Origin of the sequence: Streptomyces sp. NPDC048411, from assembly GCF_040704695.1 — a bacterium.
Classification (GTDB): Bacteria; Actinomycetota; Actinomycetes; order Streptomycetales; family Streptomycetaceae; genus Streptomyces.
This window is the reverse complement of the sequence record NZ_JBEZKL010000038.1, coordinates 37,692-62,525: the sequence shown is the minus strand read 5'-3', so window position 1 is coordinate 62,525 and position 24,834 is coordinate 37,692. Positions and strand designations below refer to the sequence as shown.

Sequence of the window (24,834 nt, the reverse complement as noted above, 5' to 3'; positions counted from 1 at the left end):
GGATACCGGCAGAGATCGGTCAACGCAGATGACATGACCGCATCGTGTCACGTTCGGTGCACCCTGCCGAATCAGCCACGGCATGGCGCACCCGCACCACCGGGTGCGCGCCTTCGGCCTGCCCGCACTGTCCTCGGGACCTCCGGCCCCGATTCCGGAGCCATCAGGCCCTGGGACTCGGCGGCTCCCCGGGCGAGGCTGGTCACCAGCCTCGGGTTACCCGCCCGGGACCCATCGCCGAGCCTGGAGAAACAACGTCATGAGCAAGTACGTGTTGGCCGGAGTCGACGGCTCGGCCGAGAGCACCGCGGCGGCGCAGTGGGCGGCCGACGAGGCCGTCCGCCACGGCGTCGGCCTGCGGCTGGTCCACGCCTGGACCTGGCAGGACAACCTGCACGGCGATCCCGACCAGCCGGCGGACGTGCGGGCCCTGACCCTGCGCATGCTCACCGACGCCGCGCAGGAAGTCCGCCAGGCCCACCCGGGCCTGGATGTGCACGCGGAAGTCCTGGACGGGGACGAGCCGGCCGTGACCCTGCTCGGTGCCGCGACCGACGCCGGGTCGCTGGTCGTCGGTTCGCTGGGCCTGGGCCGATTCCGCGGGCTACTGGTCGGCTCGGTCGGCCTCGCTGTCGCGGCGCGGTGCGACGTGCCGGTGGTCCTGGTCCGCGCCGCGCAGTCGGAGCCGGTCACCGGACCTGGCGCCTCCGAGGTGGTCCTTGGCATCGACACTCGGGCCCCGGCGGACGACGTCATCGAGTTCGCCTTCCGGCAGGCCGCCTCCCGGGGCCTCGTGCTGCGCGCCGTGCACGGCTGGGCTCCGCCGCCGGTCTGGGGCTACGCCGGGTGGGTGACGCCGCAGTTCGAGGCCGAGCAGTTCCAGGCCATCGAGGCCGAGTTGCTCAGCCAGGCCCTCACCACATGGCGGGAGAAGTACCCGGAGGTCGAGGTGGTCGAGGACAGCCGGATCGGCAGCAGCGCCGGTGCGGTGGTGGACGCTTCCGGCGATGCCGCGCTCGTCGTAGTCGGCCGCCGACGCCGTCGGCACCACCTCGGCCTGCGGCTCGGAGCGGTCGCGCACGCGGTGCTCCAGCACGCGCAGGCCCCGGTCGCGGTCGTCCCGCACGACTGAACCAGCCTGGTGCCTCCGGCGTGGGGCACGGGTCCCCGGCACAGCGCGGGGCGTCTCCGGATGCCGCGTCCACACAGTTGGACGCGGCATCCGGCGTTTGCATCGCACCACCCTCCTCCGTCGTCAGGCAGCGGGTTGCCCGTTGCCGAGACAGGTTCCTGCCTCCACCCATCGGGCCTTGACAACACGGGAGCGGGAACACAGCCTGGGAACTATGGAAACTAAATCAGCATTGAAAGTTTCCAAACGCGACGAGCAGCGTGCTGACGTGATCGTCGAGGCGGCCGGCCGCCTGTGCCTCGCGCCAGGCTTCGCGCGAGTGAGCATGGACGATCTCGCTCGTGAGCTCGGGATGAGCAAGAAGACGATCTACCGCCATTTCCCGGACAAGCGCAGCCTGCTGACCGCCGTACTGGACCGGCAGTTCGCAGCAGTGGAGCGCACGCTGATGACGGCGGCCGAGGAAGCAGAAGGGCAGCCGTTCGATGTGCGGGTCCAGCGGTTCCTGATCGCGGCGGGCAGCGAGCTCGGGCGGATCGGCGCGGCTCAGCTCGCGACCGGACGGGGCGGCGATGCGATGCTGCGCCGCTACGTGGAGCAGCGCGCGGACGCGGTGGTCTACCGGCGGCTCGACGAGCTGTTCCGGGACGGGCACCGGCTGGGACTGCTGTCGACGCCGCCCGAGCTGCTCAGCGAGATCACCCGCGGCGCGCTGGAGCGGCTTCTCACCTCGCAGTTGCCGCACGAAATGGACTGGACTGCGGCGGATCTGCTGCGGGCGACCGTCGACACGGTGCTCCACGGGGCGATCCGCTCAGCACCCGGCATCGACGACGACCAACTCGGGGCGGTCATTCCGACAGCCCGCACCGGTGCGGAGGAGGTGGGCCCATGATCGGGTCGACCGACACGTATGTCATCAAGTCGTTCCAGGACGCGACGTGGGAGGAACTGGACGGCGAGTTCGACGCCGAGATGCCTGCGACGTTCGCGGTCATCAGTGGCCGCCGCTACCCCTGGGCCGCCTGAGAGCCTGTCGGGTGACCTCTGATCGGGCGGCCACGCCCTGGCACGCACGCTTTCCGATCGAAGGTCACCCGACAGGCTCTGACACACCCGGCCGACGGCGACAAGCCGGCCGTCTTCTGCATCAGCCAGGACAACGCCTTCACGATCGGTACCCCAACCGCGGTTAACGGCGGGATGTTCATGCACTGACACCCCCGCCCTCCATACACGGGGCCGGACCGCATCCGACACACCGTCACGTCGAAGGAAAAGATTCATGCACACGATCGATCTCGCCTACGTCGGACGGGGCCCGCACGAGGAACTGGTCACCTACATTGCCGATCAGGAGGACTTCTACGCTGACGAGGACGTCCACGTCGCCGTGCGCGACGGCTGCACCTGGGATGCACAGCGGCTGCGCCGCGGCGCAGTCATTGGGCTGGGCCGGACAGTGCTGTCCCGACTGAGGGATGGCATCCCTTGGATCGCGCTCAATGTAAACACCTACCGACCCCTGTTCTGGTTCCTGGCTCGCCCCGGCATTGCCTCGATGGCCGATCTGGCCGGCCGGCGGCTGACGGTACACCCCCCTCACACCGGACCCGGGTGCTTTACCCGGATCGTGCTGCGCCAGGCCGGCCTCGACCCGGACCGCGACGTGCAGACCATCGTCCGCTGGCCCGGCGACTTCGGCATGGACCTGCGCCAGCTGGAGGAGGGCAGTATCGACGCCGCCGTGGTCGGTGACACCCTGGCACCGGACGCGGTCGCCGCCGAGCACGGTTGGCAGGTGCTGGCCTTTGTCGGCGACCACTTCCAGATCCCCACCTCGGGCGTGGCCGTCGACCCCACCTACACCGACCCGGACAGCCCTGCGGTCCAGGCCGTCGTACGAGCCCACCGGCGCGCCCTGCAGGTGATCCGCAACGACCCCGACACCACGGTGCGGTACCTGCAGACGTTCCTCGGCCGACACACCGAGGATGAAGTCCGAGCCCACTACGAGGCGTATATCGCAACGCAGTTCACCACCGACGGCCGAGTCGACCTCTCCATCGGCGTCAACGCGATCACAGCGGTCGCCGCCGAACTCGGTGTCCCTGCCACTTTCACCGCAGCCGAGTTCTACCGCACCGCAACCATCACACCTTAGACAAAGGTGTCTGAATACGTGTCAGCGAACTTAGACCGACCGGCACATGGGGGGCGGCTGACCGCCTGGCCAGTCCGGAAGTTGCGCCACACCAGGGAGCCACGACGTCCGCCAAGAGGTCCCCCGCTGTGACGAGGCACCGTAGTTGGCATGGCGGCACGGCTGCGACCAGCAGCGATGCAAACTGACCTGTTGAGACGAACCGACCGAGTAAGGTCCTCGGAAGCCTGCCCCTGTGGCCTTGGACGACCGCGGTGATCACCGCTGTGCAGCCGCACCTCAACGATCCGGGTCTGGCAGGCTGAGTCTTCCGGTGCGGCACCTCACTGCCGCGGCTCGCTGCGCCGATCACAACCGGGTAACTCCATGTCCATAAAGCCATCCGCTTACCGATCAACGGACTCGTCCGGTCGAACGGGGTCCTGATCGGGCGGTCGCGGTGCGGTCGGTGCAGGAAGGCGCGACATCGCCGGCGCTGGTGGCTGGTGGAAGGCCGCCGCACGGTGGCTGCCGCCTCGCGGCTCCTGGCGGCCCGGGGCATGCTCGTGGTGGTGAACCACCACGCCATCGCACGGCCGGAGGACGCCAGCCGAAAAACATTGCCTTTTCCCAGACACAATCGGAAGAAGGGGTTCCGCGGTCGACAGCGGCTCCGGACAGAGGGAAACCCATGTCTGAGAAGAACCACGCGACGTTGGCGGTCACCGGGGTGACCGGGGCGCTGGGCAGCCGGATCGCGGCCCGAATCGCCAGCCATGGCATCCCCCAGCTCCTCGTCGGACGCAGCCCCGACCGCATGCCCGAACTGCCAGGCGCCCAGCGGCGCGGTCCGGCCGCCTACGCCGACGCCTCCGCCATGCGCAAGGCACTCGAGGGCGCGTCGACCCTCATCCTGGTGTCCGGACACCGCACAGGGCGCCGACTGGAGGAACACGCCACCGCGGTCGAGGCCGCGATCGCGGTCGGCGTGAACCGGGTCCTGTATGTATCCCTCGTCGGCGCTTCGCCCACCGCCACCTACATCAACGCCCGCGACCAGTGGGCGACCGAACAGTTCCTGGCCGGGGCCGGGATCCGCCACACGGTGCTTCGGTCGGGCTTCTACACGTCGACGCCGGCCGCCCTCGCCGACGAGGAGTTCGTCGTGAGCGGCCCCGCGAGCACCGGCCGGGCCGCCTTCGTCACCCACGAGGACATCGCCGACGTGATCACGGCCGTCGCCCTCGACGAGGGTCCCCGCTCCGTGCATGACAGCGCGACCCTGGAGATCACCGGGCCCGAGGCCCTGACCCTCGACGAAGCGGTTACCCGGATCGCGGCGGCCACCGGCCGGCCCTACCGCTTCGAACCCGAGACCCTTGAGGAAGCCTTCGCGCGGCGATGGCGACGGGGCATGAGCGGGGAACAGATCGAGACCTGGATCTCGTGGTACCAGGCGATCGAAAGAGGCGAGATCTCCATGGTCACCGACGTCGTCCCCCGGCTCACCGGCTCACCGGCGACCCCGATCTCGGACGTGCCCTGGTGGCCCGCGCCGAACACCGCGCGTGGCACCCCCTGAGCTCAAGCGAGCACGATGCCGAGCGAAGCCACTCGGATGGATTGCTTCGCCGCCACATCGGCGCAACCGCGGCGAAACGCTCGGCCTGTCATCCCTGGTCTGACCTGGGGAATCACTGGGCCGTTAGTCACGTGGTTGGTCACGCCACTGCCCAGAAAAGCAGAAAACCCCTGATGAACAGGGGTCTCAGTTGGTGTCCGAGGGGGGACTTGAACCCCCACGCCCGATAAAGGGCACTAGCACCTCAAGCTAGCGCGTCTGCCATTCCGCCACCCGGACTAGGTGATCGGCCCCGGTCTCCCGCGGCGACAAAGAAAACAATACCAGGGGTTTGGAGTGCCTCTCACCTGCATATTCGGTGGTCAGTGGGGGGATGACGGGCACACGGAAGCGACTGGCCTGGCATGCGTACGGTCTGTCGCCGCTCGTACACGCGCAGTACGCCGGCGGATCGCCAGGCGGATCGCCGGGCGGCGTCCCGCTGCTGCGAAGACCGTCGGGCTAGGGCCTGTTCTGAGTTCCCCGTCGTCCGCGCGAAGCGCGGGCGCAGCGGTGGTCGGTGCGTGCGGTCGGCGTGCGGTGTCGCAGGTCATGTGGCGGAGCCACCTGTCCTGCGGCGCCGTGCGGCGAGCGTGCGTGCCGGGCGTCGGGGCGCAGGCGGGGAACTCAGAACAGGCCCTAGCGCCCTTCCTGGCAGGCTTTGCCCCGTCATCGCGCTGCGGGCGCTGCCCCCCGCCGTGAACGATCCGACGACCGCCGTGCAATGTCTGGACGGACGAGGAGCCCGCAGGTGTCGCGACGGACGCCGGCCGGGATCGATGACCTGCTGGTGTCGGCGCCGAAGGATCGGACAGGCGCGCTGGTCAGGCACCGTACGCTCCTGGCGACGGCCGTGGAGCGCACGGTGCCTGACGTCACCGGGCGGCGTTTGCGCTGTTCCCCGGTGTCAGGAATTCGGGGTGAGGCGCGGACCGCCCGTCCGGTGCCGCCGATGGTCCTACTTGCGCAGCGCCGCCAAGTTGTCGTAGCCGATCCGCGCATGGTTCAGGGACTGCGCGGGGACGGTCGAGCTCGGTGCGTTGTCCTGTTCGACCATCGGGTTGTGGTAGTTCTTCGCCCCGACGCGGCGGAAGAACGTCCGGTAGTCGATGGCCCCGGTGCCGAAGGGGACCATGTCGTAGCCGTTGCCGCTGTTTGTGTTGACGATGCCGTCCTTGGCGTGGAACAGCGGGTAGCGCTTGGTGTTGCCGCGGACCAGTGCCGCCGGGTCGAAGATGTTCTCCTGCTGCGATCCGTCGTGCGCGGTGTAGGTGTGAAACTTGTACTGAGCGACGTGCGCCCAGAAGATGTCCATCTCCAGCCATACGGACTTCGGGTCGGTGACCTGAAGGAAGTACTCGAGCTTGCGGATGCCGGAGCTGCGGGTGGGGCGGCCCTGTGCGTCCAGCGGACCGCCGTCGAGCAGGAAGCCGTAGGCCGCGTCGTGGTTGTGGGTGTACAGCTTGATGCCCGCACCCTGAGCGATCTGTCCCAGCGTGTTCCACTTGTCGGCGGCCACGTCCCAGTCGGCACGGTAGGCGCTGCCGGTGGGGTCGCCACCGGTGCCCATGTGTTCCATGCCGAGGATGTTCGCTATCTCGAGTTGGCGCTTGAACTCGTCCAGGTCGCTCTGGTTCAGCGGCCAGGACGACGGGATGAAGCCGTGGTTGCCCTGGGCGCGCAGACCGTACTCGTCCAGCCACGAGCGCAGCAGCTTCGCGCCTTCCACCGATCCGAGGTTGTTTCCGCCGGGTGCGTTGGCGTGCTGACCGTACCCGGCGAACTCGACCTGCTGGTAGCCGTAGCGGGCCAGTTCGCTGAAGACCTCACGGAAGCCCGAGGGAAGGTCGGTGGTGAGCGGATCCCGACCCGTGGCGTCGCGCACGGTGTACAGGATGATTCCTCGTCTCGCGGCCGGGACCAGAGCCAGGCCGACGCCCTGCCCATTGCTGGATGCGGTCTGGGCGAGGGCCGGCGACGCGCCGAAGGCGGGCGCCGCGATCGCCGCTGCCGCAGCGGCCGTGCAGGTGCTCAGGAAGCGGCGGCGACTGACGCCGAGGCTGCGGCGCAGGGCGCCGTCCGTTCCGGATTCGTCGTTGTACGCGGTCACGGTCTCTCTCTTTCTCGAAGATTGCTCGAAACGCTGGACGCGGACCGGGCTCATGCGAGGCCGGCAAGCTTGAGGAGCAGGGACTTCACTTCGGTGGCCCGGACGGGGCCGGTGAACGCGTGGGGGGTGGAGCAGAGGATGAGCGGACCTTCTTCGTCGCTCATGGGGAGGCGGCCGTGGCTGCCGCGAATGGGTGACGGGTCGAGGGGAACGACCGCCATGCGGTAGCGCATGCCGAGCTTCTTGCGGGCCACGGCGGTGGCCGCCTTGACCCGGACGTACGGGTCCTGGGGGTCCAGGAAGAGTTCGACCGGGTCGTAACCGGGTTTGCGATGGATCTCGACGAGCTGCGCGAAGTCGGGGGCGCGCGCGTCGTCGAGCCAGTAGTAGTACGTGAACCAGGCATCCGGGTCGGCAACGGCGACGAGCTCGCCGGAGCGCGGGTGGTCGAGGCCGTGAGCCTTCTTGCCCTCGTCGTCGAGGAGCTGTTCGATGCCTTGGGCGTCCTGGAGTGCTTCACGGGTCGCATCGAGATCCTCGGGACGGCGTACGTAGACGTGGGCGAGCTGGTGGTCGGCGACGGCGAAGGCGCGGGAGGCCATCGGGTCCAGGTACTCCATGCCGTCCTGGGTGTGGACCTCAAGCAGGCCGGCGCGGCGCAGTGCCCGGTTGATGTCGACCGGGCGGTCGACGCGGGTGATGCCGTACTCGGAGAGCGCGACGACGGTGCGCCCCTCGCGACGGGCGTCGTCGAGCAGCGGGGCCACGGCCCGGTCGAGCTCGGCCGCCGCCTGGTACGCGCGGGGGTCGTCGGGCCCGTAGCGCTGCAGGTCGTAGTCGAGGTGCGGCAGGTAGCACAGGGCCAGGTCGGGGTGACGGGTGTCCAGGATGTGCCGGGTCGCGTCGATGATCCACTGCGAGGAGACGAGGTCGGCACCGGGTCCCCAGAAGTGGAAGAGGGGGAAGGTGCCGAGCTTTTCGGTGAGCTCGTCGTGGAGGGCGGGCGGCCGGGTGTAGCAGTCGGGTTCCTTGCGGCCGTCGGCGTAGTAGACGGGACGGGGGGTGACGGTGATGTCGGTGTCGGCGCCCATCGCGTACCACCAGCAGATGTTGGCGACGGTGTAGCCGGGGTGGGAGCGGCGGGCGGCGTCCCAGAGCTTGTCCCCGGCGACGAGTCCGTTGTGCTGGCGCCAGAGGAGGACGTCGCCGAGCTCGCGGAAGTACCAGCCGTTGGCGACGATGCCGTGTTCGGCGGGGGTGGTGCCGGTGAGGAAGGTGGACTGGGCGGCGCAGGTGACGGCGGGCAGCACGGTGCCGAGGGGGGCGTGGGTGCCGGACTGGGCGAGGGATGCGAGGTGCGGCATGTGGTCGAGGAGCCGGGGGGTGAGGCCGACGACGTCGAGGACGAGGAGGGGGGTGGGGGCGCCGGTGGGGGACGTGCCCGTTTCGACCGGTGTCACGGGAGCTCCTTGAGGCCGAGGTCGACCAGGAGGTCGCGGGCGAGGGTGAGTTCGGCGGCGATGCCGTCGGCGAGCTGGGGCCGGCTGCGGGGGCGCAGCTCGGCGGGGAGCGCCTGCCAGGTGTACGTCTCGACCTCCAGGTGACGGGTCAACGGCCGGGCTCCGCCGACCAGTCGGGTCAACGTGGACTGGAGCACCGGGAGGGTCGAGGTGAGCGGTGGGGCGGGGGGTGCGTGCAGCGGGACGTGGAAGTGGGCGCGCCACGGGGTGCCGTCGGGAAGTGCCTGGCCGGTGACCGCCTCGTCGAGGTCGTCGGTGCCGCGCAGTCCGTGCGTGGTCCGGGTGCGGGTCTGGTGGAGGAAGCGGGGTTCGGCGAAGGCGGCGAGCGCGGTGCGCACCTCGGCCAGGTGCGGGTGTTCGGCGTGGAGTGCGGCGGAGAGCTGGCACTTGGTGACCTGGATGCCGGCTGCGGAGAGTGCGTCGAGGGCGGTGTCCGGGTCTTCGAAGGAGGTGGCGAGATGGCAGGTGTCGATGCAGATGCCGATGCGGTCGTGTCCGACGGCGGTGAGCGGTGCGACGGCGTCGGCGGTGGTCTCGACCGTGCAGCCCGGTTCGGGTTCGAGACCGATCCGGATGGACTTGCCGGTCAGCTCGGCGAGGGCGTCGAGCCGTTCGGCGAGGGTGCTGAGGGCGGTGTGTGCGGCGCGGGCGGCTTCCGGGTCGCCGGTGTACGGAGTGCGCCAGGCGATCGGGAGGGTGGAGATGGTGCCTTCGGTGACGTCGTCGGGGAGCAGGGTGGCGAGCAGCCGGGCGAGATCGGTGGTGTGGGCGAGGCGTTCAACGTCCGTCCAGTCCGGCTTGTACACCCGGTACTTGACCTCTTCGGCGCCGAACCCTTCGTACGGGAAGCCGTTCAGGGTGACGACTTCGAGGCCGCGGCGGTCGAGTTCGGCGCGCAGGGAGCGCTGCTGGGCGGGGTCGTTGATCAGGGTGTTCGCGGCGTCCCTGGCGAGCCAGAGGCCGATGCCGAGGCGGTCGCGGCCGAGGCGTCTGCGGACGGGTTCGCAGTGGTCGCGCAGTTGGGCGCGGACACCGTCCAGGGTCTCGGCGGGGTGGACGTTGGTGCAGTAGGCGAGGTGGACGGTGGATCCGTCGGGGTGGCGGAAGCGCATCGGGTCACTCCCCGCCGCGGAGGATGGAGTTCCCCTCGTGGAGTGGATCGGGGGTGGCGAGATCGAGTTGCAGCCGGCCGCTCTGGCCGTAGAAGGCGACGGGGTTGCGCCAGAGCACCTGGTCGACGTCGTCGTCGCTGAACCCTGCGGCGAGCATGGCGTCGCCGACCTTCCGGGTCTTGAGGGGGTCGCTCCTGCCCCAGTCGGCGGCCGAGTTGACCAGGATCTTCTCGGTGCCGTGGGTCTTGAGGATCGCGATCATGCGGTCCTCGTCCATCTTGGTGTCGGGGTAGACGGAGAAGCCCGCCCAGCAGCCGCTGTCCGCGGCGTCCTTCACGGTCGTCTCGTTGAGGTGATCGAGCAGGACCCGCTCCGGGGGGAGGTGGGATTCGCGGATCACGTCGATGGTGCGGTGCAGACCTGCGAGCTTGTCCCGGTGCGGGGTGTGGACGAGCGCGGGCAGCCCGTGGTCGGCGGCGAGCTGCAACTGGGCGGCGAGGGCGGTGTCCTCGGCCGGAGTCATGGAGTCGTAGCCGATCTCGCCGACGGCGACGACGGAGTCCTTGACGAGGTAACGGGGCAGGGCGTCCAGGACGGGGGTGCAGCGGGGGTCGTTCGCCTCTTTGGGGTTGAGGGCGAGCGTGCAGTGGTGGGCGATGCCGTACTGGGCGGCGCGGAAGGGTTCCCAGCCGAGCAGGGCGTCGAAGTAGTCGAAGAAGCTCGCGGGCGAGGTGCGGGGCTGGCCGAGCCAGAAGGAGGGTTCGACGAGGGCGCGGACGCCTGCGTCGTACATCGCCTGGTAGTCGTCCGTGGTGCGGGAGGTCATGTGGATGTGGGGGTCGAAGATGCGCATCAGGACTCCTCCGTGGGGGTGGCGGCCGTGAGGGTGAGTACGTGGCGCAGGTCGCCGGGGACGGTACGGCCGGCGGCGGTGCGTTCGGCTGCGAAGTCGACCAGCATGCGGGCGAGTTCGGCGTCGCCGTGGGCGCGTTGGGCCAGTGCGTCGACGGCCTCGACGGGGACTCCGGTGAAGAGGCACTTGAGGATGGCGTGGCGCCACTGGTGCGTGTCGAGATGGACGGCGGCGTACGGACCGACGGCGGCGGCGACCAGCCGGGTGTCGTTGGTGCGCAGGGCGTCCTCGACGAGGTGGAGGGCGGTGGGGCCGAGGTCCAGCCGGTGGAGGGTGAGGAGGACGGCGCGCCGCTCGGCGGCGGTGCCCTGATCGTAGAGCCTGGTCACGGCGGGGAGGGTGGCTCGGGCTTCGAGGAGCAGCAGGGCGCGTACGGAGTCGGCGTGCTCCGGTCCGCAGTGCCGGCCTGCGGCGGCGAACCGCAGCTCCCACGGGGCCACGGCGTACGGGCCGCCGGGCGCGGTGTCCTCGTGGGCGGCGGCGTGCGCGGCCTCGGCGAGGGCCTCGTCGAGCCAGGCGCGTGCGGCGCCGCCCAGCCGGCCGTCGAGTTGCCCGCGGGTCTGCAGCGGGGGCGTCTGCGGGGTCATCGGCATGACGGTGCTCCCTTCGGGGCGTCCTTCGGAACTCTCGACGGGATGCGGGAGCGCAGGAAGTCGATGGAGGTGCGGGCGAGTTCGGGGCCGGCGTGGGAGTGGCGGGGCAGTTCGACCACGGTGAGGCCGCGGTATCCGGTGTCGCCGAGCGTGTCGAGCGCTTCGAGTACGGGCGGGAAGTCGATCTCTCCGTCGCCGAACGGCAGATGCTCATGGATGCCCCGGCGCATGTCCTCGATCTGGACGTGGCGCAGCCAGGGTGCGGCGTCCCGGACGCAGTCCGCGGGTGAGGAGGGCTCCAGGCACTGGCAGTGGCCGATGTCGAGGGTGAGCCCGAGTGGTTCGGGGTCTCCGCTGAGGATGCGCAGGTGGTGGAAGTCGGAGAGATTGGCGAGGAGATGTCCGGGTTCGGGCTCGATGGCGAGCGGGATGCCGGTACGGTCGGCGGCTTCGAGCACCGGGGCGAGGGCGCCGGTCAGCCGCTGCCAGGCCGTATCGGGCGTGGTGTGGGGTGGGGTGATGCCGCTGAAGCAGTGCACGGCGTGGGCTCCCAGGTCGGCGGCGACTTCGACGGCCCGGACCAGGAGCCGGGTGCGGGCGGCGCGAGCCTCCGGGTCCGCGTCGAGGAGGGACGGGCCGTGCTTGCGGCGTGGGTCGAGAACATAGCGGGCGCCGGTCTCGACGGTGACGCCCAGCCCGAGCTGTTCGAGTCTGTGCGCCACGCGGCGGGTGCGGGCGGCGAGGTCCGGGGCGAGGGGGTCGAGGTGCATGTGGTCGAGGGTGAGGCCGACGCCGTCGTACCCGAGGCCCGCGAGGAGCGCGAGGGCGTCGTCGAGGCGGAGGTCGGTGAGCCCGTTGGTGCCGTAGCCGAGGCGGATGGTCATGTGGGGCTCACCTTCCGGGCGAGTGTGCGGGCGAGAGGGACGAGTCCCATGACGGCGAGCCCGGTGCCGGCCGCTCCGGCACGTGCGGCGAGCGCGGCCTGGAGCGGGATCATCGCCCGGATGCCGCTGCCCACAGCGCGCTGGGTCAGCGGCGGGGACGGGTTCAGGGTGGCGTGGAGGAGCGGCTCGGCGGCGGTCCGGAGGTAGGCGCCGGTGAGTGCGGTGACGAGGAGGCGGGGCGAGGTGCCGTGGGGGGTGTTCGAGGGTGCGGGTGCTCCGGGTACGAGGCGGTGGTTGTCCCCTGTCGCGCCGTTTCCCGGGGCCGGGGGCACGTCCCCGTGCCCCCGCTGCTCGCGCACCGCGGTCGCGCCGAGCGCGATGACCGCCGCGAGCGCGGAGAGGGGCGCGACGGTGGAACCGCCGTGCGCCTCGTGGCGCGAGACAGCGGTGACGGCGTAGGTGTGCGCTCCGAGCACGGCGGCGGCGGGGAGTGCTGCGCGCAACGGGAGGGCTGCTTGCCGGGATGGTTCCCCGTGGCGCGGCTGGGCATCCACGGCTGAGTTCGCCAAGGTGCGGGCGCCCCTGCCGACGAGCCGGGCGATCGGTCCGCGGCGCGGCTTCCCCGCGGGGCCCGGGATGGGCGCGGGTGTCCGGACGAGGCCTGTCGCCGGGCCGCCGGGCGTGGTGACCGTGCGCGTGTCGGAGCGCTCCGGCTTCGCGCCTGCCCCCCATGTCGCGGTGGCGCCCAGCAGCAGGTCGAGGGCGCGCGCCGTGGCCATCGCGGCCGGGCCCGCCTGGGTGTGTTTCAGGTGGAGGTCGTAGGCCCAGACCGTTGCGGCCAGGCCGGTGGCCACCGTCAGGGCCGGGCGGCCGGCGCGGGCGGCGAGGGACAGGCCCGCGGCCGTCAACGCGCCTGCTGCCGTGAGGGCCGCGCCCGGGGTGATCCGGCCCGAGGGGATCGGGCGGTGCGGACGGTCGACGGCGTCCTCGTCGCGGTCGGCCCAGTCGTTGAGGGCCATGCCCGCCTCGTAGAGGCAGAGGGAGGCGCCGACGGCCAGCGCGGTGCCACGGCCGGGACGCCGTCCGATGGCTGCCGCCCCGGCGAGTGCGTCCCCGGGGACGGTGAACAGCGCCGAGATCCGCAGCAGCTCGGCCCAGGCCCGTACGGTGGCTGTCACTTCTCCCCCCGCAGCCGTTCGGCGAAGGCCAGCAGCGCGATGTACTGCTCGGACAGTGCGGCGGGGCCACCGTCCGGGTCCTTGAAGTAGAAGCCGAGTTCGGGACGCGGGCCGGTCAGGCCCACTTCCTGGGCGCGGGCGAGCAGCCGCGCCAGGTCGAGGACGAGGGGGGCGGCCAGCGCCGAGTCGCAGCCCTGCCAGGTCGTCTGGAGGACCATGCGGGCGCCGAGGAACCCGTCGAACGCGATGTGGTCCCAGGCCGTCTTCCAGTCGCCGAGTGCGGGCACGTCGTCGATGTGTACCTCCCCCTCGGGCGCGGCGCCGAGCGTGTCGGCGAGGACGCGCTCCTTGCCCGCGTTCTTGGCCGCTGCCGCGCCGGGGTCGGCCAGCGCCGCTCCGTCCCCGCCGCCCAGCAGGTTCGTGCCGGACCAGGCCCGTACGGGCAGGGCGCGTTGCACGAACATCGGGGCGAGTACGGAGCGGAGCAGCGTCTGGCCCGTCTTGCCGTCGCGGCCTGCGTGAGGAAGTCCGCAGTCCGCGACGGTGTCCTGGAGCGCGGGAGCGCGCAGTCCGGTGGAGGGGGTGAAGTTGATGTAGGGGCAGCCGGCCCGGAGCGCGGCCGCGGCGTAGAGCGAGCTGGTGGGCAGCCGGTTCTCGCCGGGTTCCGGGACGGGTTCCGTCGACGCGACGTTGACGACGACTGTGCGGGTCAGGTCGCCCCGGCGGCCGAAGTCGGTGAGGTCCGCGGCGAACCCGGCGATGAGTTCCTCGTCGGTGCGGGTGTCGCCGGGCAGCGGGCCACCCGGGCGTATCTCGGCGTCGGCGGCCGCGAGTTCGGTCCGTACGGCGGAGGGCAGCCCGTGCGGAAGCACTCCCCCGGCGGCCAGTGCCTCCGCCCGTTTGGGGAGCGGACAGCCGACGGTGTCGTGTCCGCCGAAGACCAGGGAGGTCAGCGCCGGCAGCCCGCTGCCGGCGAACGGCGCGGTCTCGGTGACCATGCCTGCCGCCGGGTGGAGACCCGCCGCGACGGCCGCGCAGCCCGCCATGGCGGTGGTGGCGACGGAGCCGCGTGCTCCGATGAACCAGACTCCGGTACGAACGGCATGTGCTGACACGGGCTGCCTCCCTGGCTGGGGATCCTGGCTGGGCAGTGCACAGAGCGGGGCGCTGATCGAATCGAGGGGGACACGGGTGGAGGGTGACGGCGGGCGAGGTAGGGCCTTTGCCCCGCCCGCCGTCGGACTGCGGCTGCCTCACCTACGCGGCGGGCAGCTCCTTCAACTCGATGTTGCGGAAGGACACATGGTCGTCGGCTCCGTGGTTCTGGAGGCCGATGTAGCCGCTCTTCAGGCTGCGGACGGGATCGGTGTTGGTGAAGTCGTTGATCTTGACTCCGTTGAGGAAGACCTGGAGCCGTTCGCCCTGGACCTTGATCTCGTAGCTGTTCCACTGGCCGGGCGGTCGCAGGACCTGGTCACGGGCCTTGATGTCCGCCGCCTTGAAGCCGTAGATGGAGCCGGTGGTGCGGTCGGGGGCGTCGGTGGCGTCGATCTGGACCTCGTAGCCGTTGTTCACCGCGGACCAGGGGTCGTCGGACTGCGGGAACCCGACGAAGACACCGGAGTTGTCGTCGCCCTCCAGCTTCCAGTCGAGCTTCAGCGAGTACGACCCCAGCTCCTTGGCCTGGTAGGTGAGCAGGCCCATGCCGTCCTCGGAGCGGAGTTCACCGTCGACGACGTTGAACTTCCCCGGGCCCGCCTGCTTCCAGCCCTCGAGCGTCTTGCCGTTGAAGATCGACCGGTAGCCGGTGTCCGGCTTGCAGTCGGCCTTCACCTGTCCGGCCGCGTAGCGAACGCCGCCGAGGAGGAGCTGGCGGAAGGCAGGTTCGGCGTACGACGCCTTGGTGTGGCCGAGGCCGGTGTAGAAGGAGCGGCCGCCCTGGTAGGTCTGGCACCAGGTGATCGGGTGGTCGCCCTTCATGGTGCCGCCGGTGTAGGTCGTCTCGTCGAGTGTGGCGAGGACCTTCACCTTGTCGCGCGGGTTGGTGCGGTAGTTGTACAGCTCGTCGGTTCGGTTCCAGGCGTCGTCGAGGTGGGCGGTCGCCGGGTGCTTGTGGTCCTCGACGCGGACGGTGACGGGCTGGATCGCGGGGTGTCCGGCGAAGTACGCGCCGACGAGTCCGCCGTAGAACGACCAGTCGTACTCGGTGTCCGCGGCGGCATGCACGCCCATGTAGCCGCCGCCGGTGGCGATGTAGTTCTCGAACGCCTTCTGCTGGTCGGCATTGAGGACGTCACCGGTCGTGGAGAGGAAGACGACGGCGTCGTAGCGGGCGAGGTTGCTGGTGGTGAACTGGCCTGCTTCCTCGGTGGAGTCGACGGTGATGTTGCTGGTCGCGCCGAGTTCCTTCAGTGCCGCGATGCCCTCGGGGATCGCGTCGTGGCGGAAGCCGGCCGTCTTCGAGAAGACCAGGACCCGCTTGGCGGTCCGGTCGGGGGCGCTGTTGGAGAGCTCGAAGTCGTCGACGTCGTAGAGCGCCCCGTCGCCGCCCTTGAAGACCAGGAAGAGTTCGGTTGCCTTCCCCGGGACGCCGCGCAGCGGTACGTCGATGTCCTGGAAGTTCTCCCAGCCACCAGTCACCGGGACCGGTGCGGAGCCGAGGATCTTGCCGGTCGCGGAGCCGGACCGTACTTCGAGGAAGCCTCCCGCGCCGCCGGACGAGATCCGGGCGGTGAGCTTGGTGGAGTCACCGAGGATGTACGGCTTGAAGGCGATCCAGTCGCCGTTGTGGATGTCGCCGACCGTCTTGCCGCCGTGCGCGGCCGCCTTGTCGTACGTCCTGATACCGGACGACGCGGTGAAGTGCTCGGCCTGCCGGTGGCGGGGCTGAAGCTGCGACTGGGCGTGGCCGGAGAGCGCGGCCTGGCCGCCGCCCCCGCCGTCGGTGTACGAGGCGTCGATGACTCCGAAGATGTTGGCGTTCGGGTCGTGTCCGCCGTCGATCTGGGTGCTGATGGTGCCGGTGCAGCCGTTGGTCGTGGTGATCGGGTGGCCGTGGCTGTCGTGACCGAGTACGAAGCGGACCTCGACCTTCGAGCAGTCGATCGCGCCGTCCTCGGGGTCGGTGACGGTCACCTTGAAGGGGATCTTGTCGCCGAAGCTGAACAGCTGCCCGTCACCGGGGAGTTCCAGCTTCACCGTGGGTGCCGTGTTGCCGACGGTCACATGGACGCTCGCCAATCCGGTGCGTCCGGTGGGGTCCTTGGCGGTGACGGTCGCGGTGTAGGTGCCGTTCTTCCTGTACGTGTACGTGGGGTTCGCGGCGGTCGACGTGCCGCCGTCGCCGAAGTCCCAGGCGTACGTGAGTGCGTCGCCGTCGGAGTCCGTGGTGCCGGCCGAGGAGAACTGCACCTTCAGCGGTGCGGCGCCGGACGTCTTGTTGGAGGCGGCTTCGGCTACGGGCGAGTGGCCGCCGGTGGCGTTCTCGATGCGGTAGAGCGCGGAGTTCTCGTCGCCGCCGAACCAGGAGAGGCCGTAGTCCAGGACGTACAGCGCCCCGTCCGGGCCGAAGGCCATGTCCATCACCTGGGTCCCGGACCACGGGACGTTGTTGATGGACCGGACGGTGCCGTCGCCGTCCTGCTCGATGCGCTTGATCCAGCGCCGGCCGAACTCGCCGGCGAAGAAGTCACCGTCGTACGACTCGGGGAACTTCACGGGCGAGTCGAGGTTCGGGTCGTAGCGGTAGACGGGGCCGCCCATCGGCGACTCGGAGCCGTTGCCGAACTCGGGCACGGAACCGCCGTCGTACGGGATCCAGGCGGGCTGCGCCGGGGGCAGGTCGACCAGACCGGTGTTGTGCGGCGAGGTGTTCTTCGGGGCGTCGCAGTCGAAGGGGGCGCCGGACGTCTTCGTCGCGAAGTCGTAGTCGACGAACGCGTCGTTCTTCCCGGTGCAGAACGGCCAGCCGAAGTTGCCCGGCTTGGTCACGCGGGCGAACTCGACCTGTCCGGCCGGTCCGCGCTTGGGGTCGGCAGCGCCCGCGTCGGGCCCGTAGTCGCCGACGTAGACAATGCCGGTGGCCTTGTCGACGCTGAAGCGGAACGGGTTGCGGAAGCCCATCGCGTAGATCTCGGGGCGCGTCTTGTCCGTGCCCGGCGCGAAGAGGTTGCCGTCCGGAATGGTGTACGAGCCGTCGTCGGCGACCTTGATCCGCAGGATCTTGCCGCGCAGGTCGTTTGTGTTGCCCGACGTGCGCCGGGCGTCGAATGCCGGGTTGCGGTCCGGGCGTTCGTCGATGGGCGTGTAGCCGTCGGAGGCGAACGGGTTGGAGTCGTCGCCGGTCGACAGATACAGGTTGCCCTGCGCGTCGAAGTCGATGTCGCCGCCGACGTGGCAGCAGATGCCGCGGGACGCCTTGACGTCGAGAACCTTCTTCTCGCTGCTCAGGTCGAGGGTGCCGTCCTCCTTGAGGACGAAGCGGGAGAGCCGGTTGACGCCGTCGAACTTGGCGAAGTCGGCGGCGGTGCCGGTCTCCGGGGCGTCGCCGGAGGGGGTGTCCAGCGGCGGCGCGTAGTAGAGGTAGATCGCCCGGTTCTCACTGAACTTCGGGTCGATGCCGACGCCCTGGAGGCCTTCCTCGTCGTGCGAGTAGACGGGGATGACGCCGGAGACCCTGGTGTTGCCTGCGCTGTCGGTGATCCGCAGCTCGCCGTTGCGCGAGGTGTGCAGGACGCTGCGGTCGGGCAGCACGGCCAGGGACATGGGTTCGCCGGTCTCTGCGGCGCCCTTGGCGAGGGTGACCTGCTGGAAGTCCTCGGTCGCCGCCGCGTCGGACGCGGCCGGCGAGGTCGGGCCCGACGCGGCGGCACCGGGCGGGGCGCCCAGGGCGAGGGTGGCTGCGGTGAGCAGGCCGCCGGTGAGCAGGGCGAGGGATGTACGGAGTCGGGGCCGGGTTCTGGTTCTGTGCACGAGTGTCCTCCGGAGAGTGCCGGTTGTACGGGCGAGTGCTGCCGTGCCGTTCCGCGCGGGGACTGCCGCGCAGGTCACCGAGGGCCCGGTGGGGCGCCGGTGACGCGAGTCATGTCGTGTACACCAAGGGGACGGTAGACGGGTTCGTCCTGGGTGGAAAGGCCTTGCGCAGGAGATAAGTTGAACTTTCTCCTGAGTCAGGACAAAGGGGGTTTTGGGCAGCCTGGGCCGTCCCGGCGGCGTGTGTGCCGCCGGGCTGCGCAGACCTGTCCGCCACCCGCCCCGCCCCGCCGGGGCTCCGGCCCCGGACCCTGGCTCTCAGACGCCGGACCTGCTCAAAGGGGGCGATTGAGGAGCGGAGGTCCGGGGTGGAGCCCCCGGGAGGAGCCGTCAGTCGCCGCCCCCGAACGCCGCGTCGAACGACGCAGCCGGCGGGTCGAAGTCGTACCGCTTCAGCGTGGCAAGCGCTTCCGGTGCGCCCGCCAGCCGGTCCATCCCGGCGTCCTCCCACTCCACCGAGACCGGGCCGTCGTAGTCGATCGAGCGGAGCATCCGGAACACGTCCTCCCACGGCACATCACCGTGCCCGGCGGAAACGAAGTCCCAGCCGCGCCGCGGATCGCCCCAGGGCAGGTGCGAGCCGAGACGGCCGTTGCGCCCGTCGAGACGCCTGCGGGCCTCCTTGCAGTCCACGTGGTAGATCCGGTCCCGGAAGTCGTAGAGGAAGCCGACCGGATCGAGGTCCTGCCAGACGAAATGGCTCGGGTCGAAGTTCAGCCCGAACGCGGCCCGGTGGCCGACGGCCTCCAGGGCCCGGTGCGTGGTCCAGTAGTCGTACGCGATCTCGCTGGGGTGCACCTCGTGGGCGAACCGCACGCCCTCCGCGTCGAACACGTCGAGGATCGGGTTCCAGCGCTCGGCGAAGTCCTCGTAACCGCGCTCGATCATCCGCGGCGGCACCGGCGGGAACATCGCCACCAGGTGCCAGATCGACGAGCCGGTGAAGCCGATGACGGTACGGACTCCGAAGGCGGCGGCCGCGCGGGCGGTGTCCTTGATCTCCTCGGCGGCCCGCTGCCGTACCCCTTCGGGCTCGCCGTCGCCCCAGATCCGGGCGGGCAGGATGCCCTGGTGCCGTTCGTCGATCGGGTTGTCGCAGACCGCCTGGCCGACGAGGTGATTGGAGATCGCCCAGCACTTCAGACCGTACTTGTCGAGCAGCTGCCGCCGCCCGTCGAGATAGCCGGGGTCGGCGAGAGCCTTGTCGACCTCGAAGTGATCTCCCCAGCAAGCGAGTTCGAGCCCGTCGTAGCCGAAGTCCCGGGCCAGCCGACAGACCTCCTCCAGCGGCAGGTCGGCCCACTGACCGGTGAAGAGCGTGAAGGGACGGGGCATGCGCGGAACCTCCTAGGACGGTACGGGGGTGTGTACGGAGCTCTTCTCGGCGCTTTCCTCCACCGCCGCGAGCACCCGCTGCACCTGAAGTCCGTCGGCGAACGACGGAACCGGGTCCGCCCCTTCGGCGATCGTCAGGACCAGGTCGCGGGCCTGGTGGATGAAGGTGTGCTCGTAGCCGAGTGCGTGGCCCGGCGGCCACCACGCCTCCAGGTACGGGTGCGCGGGCTCGGTGACGAGGATGCGGCGGAACCCGGCGGTGGTGGCCTGCTCGGTGTGGTCGTGGAAGGACAGTTCGTTGAGGCGTTCCAGATCGAAGGCGAGCGAGCCGCGCTCGCCGTTGATCTCCAGCCTTAAGGCGTTCTTGCGGCCCGCCGCCATCCGGGTCGCCTCGAACGAGGCCAGTGCTCCGGAGGCGAGCCTGCCGGTGAACAGGGCGGCGTCGTCGACGGTGACCGCCCCGCGTGCTCCGCCGTCCGCGGTACCCGAGAGTCCGGCCGACGTTCCGGCGAGCAGCGGTCGTTCCCGTACGAAGGTCTCGGCAACCGCCGACACCCCCACCAGGAGCTCCCCCGCCAGATACTGGGCGAGGTCGACGATGTGCGCCCCGAGGTCGCCGAGCGCACCGGATCCCGCCTGCTCGCGCTTGAGCCGCCAGGTGAGCGGCGATTCGGGGTCGACCAGCCAGTCCTGGAGATAGGTGGCCCGTACGTGCCGCAGGGCGCCGAGCCTGCCGTCGGCGATCAGCGTCCGTGCGTACGCGATCGCCGGCACCCTGCGGTAGTTGAAGCCGACCATCGCCACCTGGCCGCGGGCCCTGGCCCGTTCCGCGGCCTCCGTCATGGCTTCCGCCTCGGCGACCGTGTTGGCGAGCGGCTTCTCGCACAGCACGTGCTTGCCGGCCTCCAGGGCGGCGATGGCGATCTCCGCATGGCTGTCGCCGGGCGTGCAGATGTCGACGAGCTGGACGTCGTCCCGGGCGATCAGGGCGCGCCAGTCGGTCTCCGCCGCCGCCCAGCCGTGTCGTTCGGCGGCGGCGGAGACCGCCGTACGGTCGCGTCCGCAGATCGCGGCGAGAGCCGGCTGCATCGGCAGGTCGAAGGCGTGTCCGGCGGTGCGCCACCCCTGTGAGTGGGCGGCGCCCATGAACGCGTATCCGACCATGCCGACCCCGAGCGTCGCCTTCGGCACGGTCGTCGGCGGCGCTGCGGCCTCCTGCTCCGTCTCTTCCCTACGGGCCATACGGGCTTCCTCCTCGTCGGTCGTTCGGTGGGCGCACAGCAGGAGGGTCAGCACCCTCCTGGACGGCGGATCAGCTGAAGCCCGTCGGCAGGTACTGGTCGATGTTGTCCTTGGTGACGACGGCCGAGTAGAGGGTGAGGCTGGTCGGGATCTCCAGTTCGGAGAGCCCGCCGATGCCCTTGCCCTGCCCCAGGGCACGCGCCAGGTCGATGGCGGACGCGGCCATCGTCGGCGGGTAGAGAACCGTGGCCTTCAGGACGCTGTTGTCGGCCTTGATGGCGTCCATCGCGGACTTCGCACCCGCGCCTCCGACCATCAGGAACTCGTCCCGGCCGGCCTGCTGGATGGCGCGCAGCGCGCCGACTCCCTGGTCGTCGTCGTGGTTCCACAGGGCGTCGAACTTCTTCTGCGCCTGCAGGAGTTGAGCCATCTTCGCCTGACCGGACTCGACGGTGAAATCGGCGGCCTGACGGGCCACCAGCTTGATGTTGGAGTAATTCTTGAGGGCGTCGGCGAAGCCCTGGCTGCGCTGCTTGGTGAGCTCCAGGTTGTCGATGCCCGCGAGCTCGACCACCTTGGCGTTCGGCTTGTCCTTGAGCTGTTCGCCGATGTACGTGCCGGCGTTGAGACCCATGCCGTAGTTGTCGCCGCCGACCCAGCAGCGGTAGGCCTGCGGTGAGGCGAAGATGCGGTCCAGGTTGACGACGGGGATGCCCGCCTTCATCGCCTCCAGACCGACCTGGGTGAGCGCCTTGCCGTCGGCGGGGAGGATGACGAGGACGTCGACCTTCTTGTTGATGAGGGTCTTGACCTGGCCGATCTGGGCGGCGGTGTCGTTGGAGCCCTCGGTGATCTCCAGGGTCACCTCGGAGTACTTCTCCGCCCGCGACTTGGCGTTCTCGTTGATGGCGTTGAGCCATCCGTGGTCGGCCTGTGGTCCGGCGAAGCCGATGGTGACGGGCTTGCCCGGCTTGTCGTCGGCAGCCGGCTGATTGCTCTGCGCGGTCTGCGACTTCTTGGGCTCATTGCTGGTGCAAGCGGTGAGGAGAGCGCCCGCGGAGACGGCTGCGGTGCCGAAGAGCAGTCCTCTGCGGCTGGTTTCTGGCATGGCTGTCGAACCCTTCATCCGGTGCGTGGGTGGCATGCGGAACTGCGGGTGAGATGGGGTGAGGTGGAGTGGGGAGAGCCCGGGGGCTGGGGGGTGTGTGCCCGGCGGATCAGGGTCGGACAGGTCGCGGCGTCTGGTGCGGTGCATCGCAAGGCGCCGGAGCGTCCTGTGATGGGGTCTCCCCCTGCTCGAACGGAGTTGAGAGCTTGGGGAAGGAGCTATCCGGGCGTTTCGGCAACGCCGCGAGGTGCCGTGCCGGGCGTCGCGGCCCCGGCCATGATCCGCCGGACACCCCCTAGGTCTCCCCGTGGGCCGAGGTTCGGCGCTGGACCAGTACGGCGGCGACGATGATCGCGCCCTTGGCGATCTGCTGGACATCGGTCTGCAGATTGTTGAGCGCGAAGATATTGGTGATGGTGGTGAAGACGAGGACACCGAGGACGGAGCCGACGATCGTGCCGCGTCCGCCGCTGAGCAGGGTGCCGCCGATGATCGCGGCGGCGATGGCGTCGAGCTCGTACAGGTTGCCGTTGGTGTTCTGTCCCGAGCCGGACAGGATGATCAGCATGAAGGCGGCGATGCCGCAGCAGAGCCCGGAGAGCAGATACAGATAGAGCCGCTGCCGCCGTACATCGATGCCGGCGAGACGGGCCGCTTCCGCGTTGCCGCCGACCGCGACCGTGCGGCGTCCGAACGTCGTCCGGTTCAGCACCAGCCAGCCGATGACGGTGACCGCGGCGAAGGCCATGACCAACGGCGGGATGCCGAGGACGTACGAGTCGGGCAGCCCCAGGTCGAGGACCGACTGAACGGTGACGATCTGTGTCTTGCCGTCGGTGATCTGCAGGGCGAGACCGCGGGCCGAGGCGAGCATGGCCAGCGTCGCGATGAACGGCACCAACCTCCCGTACGCGATCAGCAGCCCATTGACGAGTCCGGCACCGAGGCCGACGAGCACGGCGGTGAAGAGGATCCCCGCGAAGCCGTACTCCTGGGTGGCGAGCGTGGTCGCCCAGACCGAGGCGAGCGCGACCATCGCGCCGACCGACAGATCGATGCCGCCGCTGGTGATGACGAACGTCATGCCGACGGTGACGACGCCGATGACGGACGACTGGGTCAGGATCAGCTGCAGATTTCCGGTGTCCAGGAACGCGTCGGGCTCGGTGAAACCGCCGACGGCGATCAGTGCGGCGAGGACGCCGAGCAGCGACAGGTTGCGGACGTCCGCGCGCACCCCGAGGGCGCGCAGTCCGCCGCCCTTCGAGGGCGGCAGCGCGGCGGGGGCGGGCGGGGCCGCCTTGTCCGGCCCACCGTGCTGCGCCGAGGAAACGGGCTGAGTCATGACGTCGGGCTCCCTTCCATCACGAGGTCGAGTACGCGGTGCTCGTCGAGCTCCTGGGCGTCCGCCGTATGCACGACGCGGCCCTCGCGGAGCACCAGCACCCGGTCGGCGAGGCCCAGTACTTCGGGCACTTCGCTGGAGACCAGCAGAACGGCGAGGCCTTCGTCGGCCAGCCGGCGGATCACGGCATAGAGCTCGGCGCGGGCGCCGACGTCGACACCGCGGGTCGGTTCGTCGAGCAGCAGCACCCGGCAGCCGCGCAGCAGCCAGCGGGCCAGGACGGCCTTCTGCTGATTGCCGCCGGAGAGGGTGCGGACGGGGGTGTCCGGGTTGTCGGGGCGCAGCGAGAGTTCGCGGGTGGCGGCGCGGGCCGCCCGGCGCTCGGCTCCGTGGTCGAGCCAACCGGCCCGGGAGAAGCGGGACATGGAGGAGACCGACACGTTACGGGTGACGGATTCGAGCATCAGCAGTGCCTGTGCCTTGCGCTCCTCGGGGGCGAGTCCGATGCCTGCGGCGACGGCGGCACGGACGCTGCCGGGGCGCAGCGGCCGCCCGCCGACGAGGACCCGGCCCGCGCTCGGCCTGCGGGCTCCGTAGATCGTCTCCAGGATCTCGGAGCGCCCGGATCCGACGAGTCCGGCAAGCCCGACGATCTCGCCGGGCCGCAGTTCCAGGTCGACGGGGGCGAACTCGCCTTCCCTGGCGAGTCCTTCGACGGTGAGCACGGGGTCCTGCCGGGTGTTCTCCCCGGGAGACCCGGGGCGCTGCGGGAAGACGTATTCGACATTACGGCCGGTCATCATGGCAACGATGTCGCGTGTAGGGGTGGACTCGGCGGGCAGCCCGACGGCGACGGCCCGCCCGTCCTTGAGCACGGTCACCCGGTCGCCGATCCGGCGGATCTCCTCCAGGCGGTGGGAGATGTAGACGACGGCGACCCCGTCGGCGGTGAGCCCGGCGACGATACGGAAGAGGTTGGCGACCTCGTCGGGGTCGAGGGCGGCGGACGGCTCGTCCATGACGATGAGCCGTACGTCGTGGGAGAGCGCCCGGGCCATGGAGACGATCTGCTGCTGGGCGGCGGAGAGCGCGCCGACGGGACGGGCGGGATCGATCTCGGGGTGGCCGAGGCGCTTCAGCAGTGCGGCGGCGGCCGCGCGTCCTTCGCGGGTGCGGACGACGAAGCGGGCGGCGGTGGGTTCGTGGCCGAGGAAGATGTTCTCGGCGACCGAGAGGCCTTCGACCAGGTCGAGTTCCTGATAGATGGTGGCGATGCCGAGACGCATGGCGGCGATCGGCGACTTGAGCGAGACGGGTGCGCCGCGCCAGGTGATCTCGCCGCCGTCGGGCTGGTGGGCCCCGGCGAGCACCTTGATGAGGGTGGACTTGCCGGCACCGTTCTGCCCGAGCAGACAGTGGACTTCGCCGGCCTGGACCTCCAGGTCCACGCCGTCGAGGGCGCGCACACCGGGGAACGACTTGGTGATGCCGGACATGGTGAGCAGGGGTGGTTCTGATGCCATGACAAATCCCCTCGGCGGGTGCGGGGCCGGTGAGCGGGCAGGGC

19 protein-coding genes, 1 tRNA gene and 1 pseudogene are annotated in these 24,834 nt (G+C 70.3%); 6 read left to right on the top strand and 15 right to left on the bottom strand.

What is annotated here, in order from left to right:
• Positions 1 to 259 precede the first annotated feature (259 nt).
• The 5 genes from AB0915_RS16285 (at position 260) to AB0915_RS16265 (ending at position 4,857) form a co-directional block, all read left to right on the top strand.
• Complete coding sequence (locus AB0915_RS16285; protein ID WP_366691713.1) at positions 260 to 1,132, top strand: universal stress protein; 873 nt, start codon at positions 260 to 262, stop codon at positions 1,130 to 1,132.
• Between the two features lie 178 nt (positions 1,133 to 1,310).
• Positions 1,311 to 2,027, top strand: a complete 717-nt coding sequence (locus tag AB0915_RS16280) for a TetR/AcrR family transcriptional regulator (protein ID WP_366691712.1) — start codon at positions 1,311 to 1,313, stop codon at positions 2,025 to 2,027.
• Complete coding sequence (locus AB0915_RS16275) at positions 2,024 to 2,161, top strand: hypothetical protein (protein ID WP_366691711.1); 138 nt, start codon at positions 2,024 to 2,026, stop codon at positions 2,159 to 2,161. The genes AB0915_RS16280 and AB0915_RS16275 overlap by 4 nt, the downstream gene beginning before the upstream one ends.
• A gap of 256 nt (positions 2,162 to 2,417) precedes the next feature.
• Positions 2,418 to 3,296 (top strand): ABC transporter substrate-binding protein, encoded by an 879-nt coding sequence (locus AB0915_RS16270; RefSeq protein WP_366691710.1) that lies wholly within the window; start codon positions 2,418 to 2,420, stop codon positions 3,294 to 3,296.
• A 670-nt stretch (positions 3,297 to 3,966) separates the two neighbouring features.
• Positions 3,967 to 4,857 (top strand): NAD(P)H-binding protein, encoded by an 891-nt coding sequence (locus AB0915_RS16265; protein ID WP_366691709.1) that lies wholly within the window; start codon positions 3,967 to 3,969, stop codon positions 4,855 to 4,857.
• Positions 4,858 to 5,048: 191 nt separating this feature from the next.
• Here AB0915_RS16265 and AB0915_RS16260 read toward each other — a convergent pair.
• A tRNA-Leu gene (locus tag AB0915_RS16260) sits at positions 5,049 to 5,136 on the bottom strand.
• 431 nt (positions 5,137 to 5,567) lie between these two features.
• Here AB0915_RS16260 and AB0915_RS16255 point away from each other — a divergent pair.
• Positions 5,568 to 5,767 (top strand): annotated as a pseudogene (locus tag AB0915_RS16255) (DUF2254 family protein); the annotation flags it as partial.
• Between the two features lie 87 nt (positions 5,768 to 5,854).
• On the opposite strand, the gene AB0915_RS16250 reads toward AB0915_RS16255, so the two are convergent.
• From AB0915_RS16250 to AB0915_RS16185, 14 genes are all read right to left on the bottom strand, one after another.
• Complete coding sequence (locus AB0915_RS16250; RefSeq protein ID WP_366691708.1) at positions 5,855 to 7,006, bottom strand: sugar phosphate isomerase/epimerase family protein; 1,152 nt, start codon at positions 7,004 to 7,006, stop codon at positions 5,855 to 5,857.
• A 50-nt stretch (positions 7,007 to 7,056) separates the two neighbouring features.
• Complete coding sequence (locus AB0915_RS16245) at positions 7,057 to 8,466, bottom strand: nucleotide pyrophosphatase/phosphodiesterase family protein (protein ID WP_366691707.1); 1,410 nt, start codon at positions 8,464 to 8,466, stop codon at positions 7,057 to 7,059.
• Positions 8,463 to 9,638, bottom strand: a complete 1,176-nt coding sequence (gene eboE, locus AB0915_RS16240) for a metabolite traffic protein EboE (protein ID WP_366691706.1) — start codon at positions 9,636 to 9,638, stop codon at positions 8,463 to 8,465. The genes AB0915_RS16245 and eboE overlap by 4 nt, the downstream gene beginning before the upstream one ends.
• A gap of 4 nt (positions 9,639 to 9,642) precedes the next feature.
• The gene (locus tag AB0915_RS16235) at positions 9,643 to 10,491 is read right to left on the bottom strand and encodes a TatD family hydrolase (RefSeq protein WP_366691705.1); all 849 of its coding nucleotides are present in this window, start codon (positions 10,489 to 10,491) and stop codon (positions 9,643 to 9,645) included.
• Complete coding sequence (locus tag AB0915_RS16230) at positions 10,491 to 11,144, bottom strand: EboA domain-containing protein (RefSeq protein WP_366691704.1); 654 nt, start codon at positions 11,142 to 11,144, stop codon at positions 10,491 to 10,493. Before AB0915_RS16230 ends, AB0915_RS16235 begins: the two co-directional genes overlap by 1 nt.
• Complete coding sequence (locus AB0915_RS16225; RefSeq protein ID WP_366691703.1) at positions 11,135 to 12,028, bottom strand: sugar phosphate isomerase/epimerase family protein; 894 nt, start codon at positions 12,026 to 12,028, stop codon at positions 11,135 to 11,137. Before AB0915_RS16225 ends, AB0915_RS16230 begins: the two co-directional genes overlap by 10 nt.
• On the bottom strand, positions 12,025 to 13,206 hold the full coding sequence (locus tag AB0915_RS16220; RefSeq protein WP_366691702.1) for an SCO3242 family prenyltransferase: 1,182 nt from the start codon (positions 13,204 to 13,206) through the stop codon (positions 12,025 to 12,027). Before AB0915_RS16220 ends, AB0915_RS16225 begins: the two co-directional genes overlap by 4 nt.
• Complete coding sequence (locus AB0915_RS16215) at positions 13,203 to 14,321, bottom strand: inositol-3-phosphate synthase (RefSeq protein WP_366691701.1); 1,119 nt, start codon at positions 14,319 to 14,321, stop codon at positions 13,203 to 13,205. The genes AB0915_RS16220 and AB0915_RS16215 overlap by 4 nt, the downstream gene beginning before the upstream one ends.
• A 142-nt stretch (positions 14,322 to 14,463) precedes the next feature.
• Entirely contained in the window at positions 14,464 to 18,177 is a 3,714-nt protein-coding gene (locus AB0915_RS16210; RefSeq protein WP_366691700.1) for a ThuA domain-containing protein, read from the bottom strand.
• A gap of 390 nt (positions 18,178 to 18,567) precedes the next feature.
• The gene (locus AB0915_RS16205) at positions 18,568 to 19,572 is read right to left on the bottom strand and encodes a sugar phosphate isomerase/epimerase family protein (protein WP_366691699.1); all 1,005 of its coding nucleotides are present in this window, start codon (positions 19,570 to 19,572) and stop codon (positions 18,568 to 18,570) included.
• Positions 19,573 to 19,584: 12 nt separating this feature from the next.
• The gene (locus AB0915_RS16200; RefSeq protein WP_366691698.1) at positions 19,585 to 20,814 is read right to left on the bottom strand and encodes a Gfo/Idh/MocA family oxidoreductase; all 1,230 of its coding nucleotides are present in this window, start codon (positions 20,812 to 20,814) and stop codon (positions 19,585 to 19,587) included.
• Between the two features lie 70 nt (positions 20,815 to 20,884).
• A complete protein-coding gene (locus AB0915_RS16195) occupies positions 20,885 to 21,922 on the bottom strand; it encodes a substrate-binding domain-containing protein (protein WP_358862289.1) in 1,038 nt (345 codons plus the stop codon).
• A 295-nt stretch (positions 21,923 to 22,217) separates the two neighbouring features.
• Positions 22,218 to 23,267: an ABC transporter permease gene (locus AB0915_RS16190; RefSeq protein ID WP_366691697.1), complete on the bottom strand. Its 1,050-nt coding sequence runs from the start codon at positions 23,265 to 23,267 to the stop codon at positions 22,218 to 22,220.
• On the bottom strand, positions 23,264 to 24,790 hold the full coding sequence (locus tag AB0915_RS16185) for a sugar ABC transporter ATP-binding protein (protein WP_366691696.1): 1,527 nt from the start codon (positions 24,788 to 24,790) through the stop codon (positions 23,264 to 23,266). The genes AB0915_RS16190 and AB0915_RS16185 overlap by 4 nt, the downstream gene beginning before the upstream one ends.
• Positions 24,791 to 24,834 lie beyond the last annotated feature (44 nt).

Excerpts from the sequence above, each read along its gene's own strand:
- AB0915_RS16285 (WP_366691713.1), top strand. The coding sequence starts at position 260 with ATGAGCAAGTACGTGTTGGCCGGAGTCGACGGCTCGGCCGAGAGCACC.
- AB0915_RS16275 (WP_366691711.1), top strand. The coding sequence starts at position 2,024 with ATGATCGGGTCGACCGACACGTATGTCATCAAGTCGTTCCAGGACGCG.
- AB0915_RS16270 (WP_366691710.1), top strand. The coding sequence starts at position 2,418 with ATGCACACGATCGATCTCGCCTACGTCGGACGGGGCCCGCACGAGGAA.
- AB0915_RS16265 (WP_366691709.1), top strand. The coding sequence starts at position 3,967 with ATGTCTGAGAAGAACCACGCGACGTTGGCGGTCACCGGGGTGACCGGG.
- eboE (WP_366691706.1), bottom strand. The coding sequence starts at position 9,638 with ATGCGCTTCCGCCACCCCGACGGATCCACCGTCCACCTCGCCTACTGC.
- AB0915_RS16235 (WP_366691705.1), bottom strand. The coding sequence starts at position 10,491 with ATGCGCATCTTCGACCCCCACATCCACATGACCTCCCGCACCACGGAC.
- AB0915_RS16230 (WP_366691704.1), bottom strand. The coding sequence starts at position 11,144 with ATGCCGATGACCCCGCAGACGCCCCCGCTGCAGACCCGCGGGCAACTC.
- AB0915_RS16225 (WP_366691703.1), bottom strand. The coding sequence starts at position 12,028 with ATGACCATCCGCCTCGGCTACGGCACCAACGGGCTCACCGACCTCCGC.
- AB0915_RS16205 (WP_366691699.1), bottom strand. The coding sequence starts at position 19,572 with ATGCCCCGTCCCTTCACGCTCTTCACCGGTCAGTGGGCCGACCTGCCG.
- AB0915_RS16200 (WP_366691698.1), bottom strand. The coding sequence starts at position 20,814 with ATGGCCCGTAGGGAAGAGACGGAGCAGGAGGCCGCAGCGCCGCCGACG.
- AB0915_RS16195 (WP_358862289.1), bottom strand. The coding sequence starts at position 21,922 with ATGCCAGAAACCAGCCGCAGAGGACTGCTCTTCGGCACCGCAGCCGTC.
- AB0915_RS16190 (WP_366691697.1), bottom strand. The coding sequence starts at position 23,267 with ATGACTCAGCCCGTTTCCTCGGCGCAGCACGGTGGGCCGGACAAGGCG.
- AB0915_RS16185 (WP_366691696.1), bottom strand. The coding sequence starts at position 24,790 with ATGGCATCAGAACCACCCCTGCTCACCATGTCCGGCATCACCAAGTCG.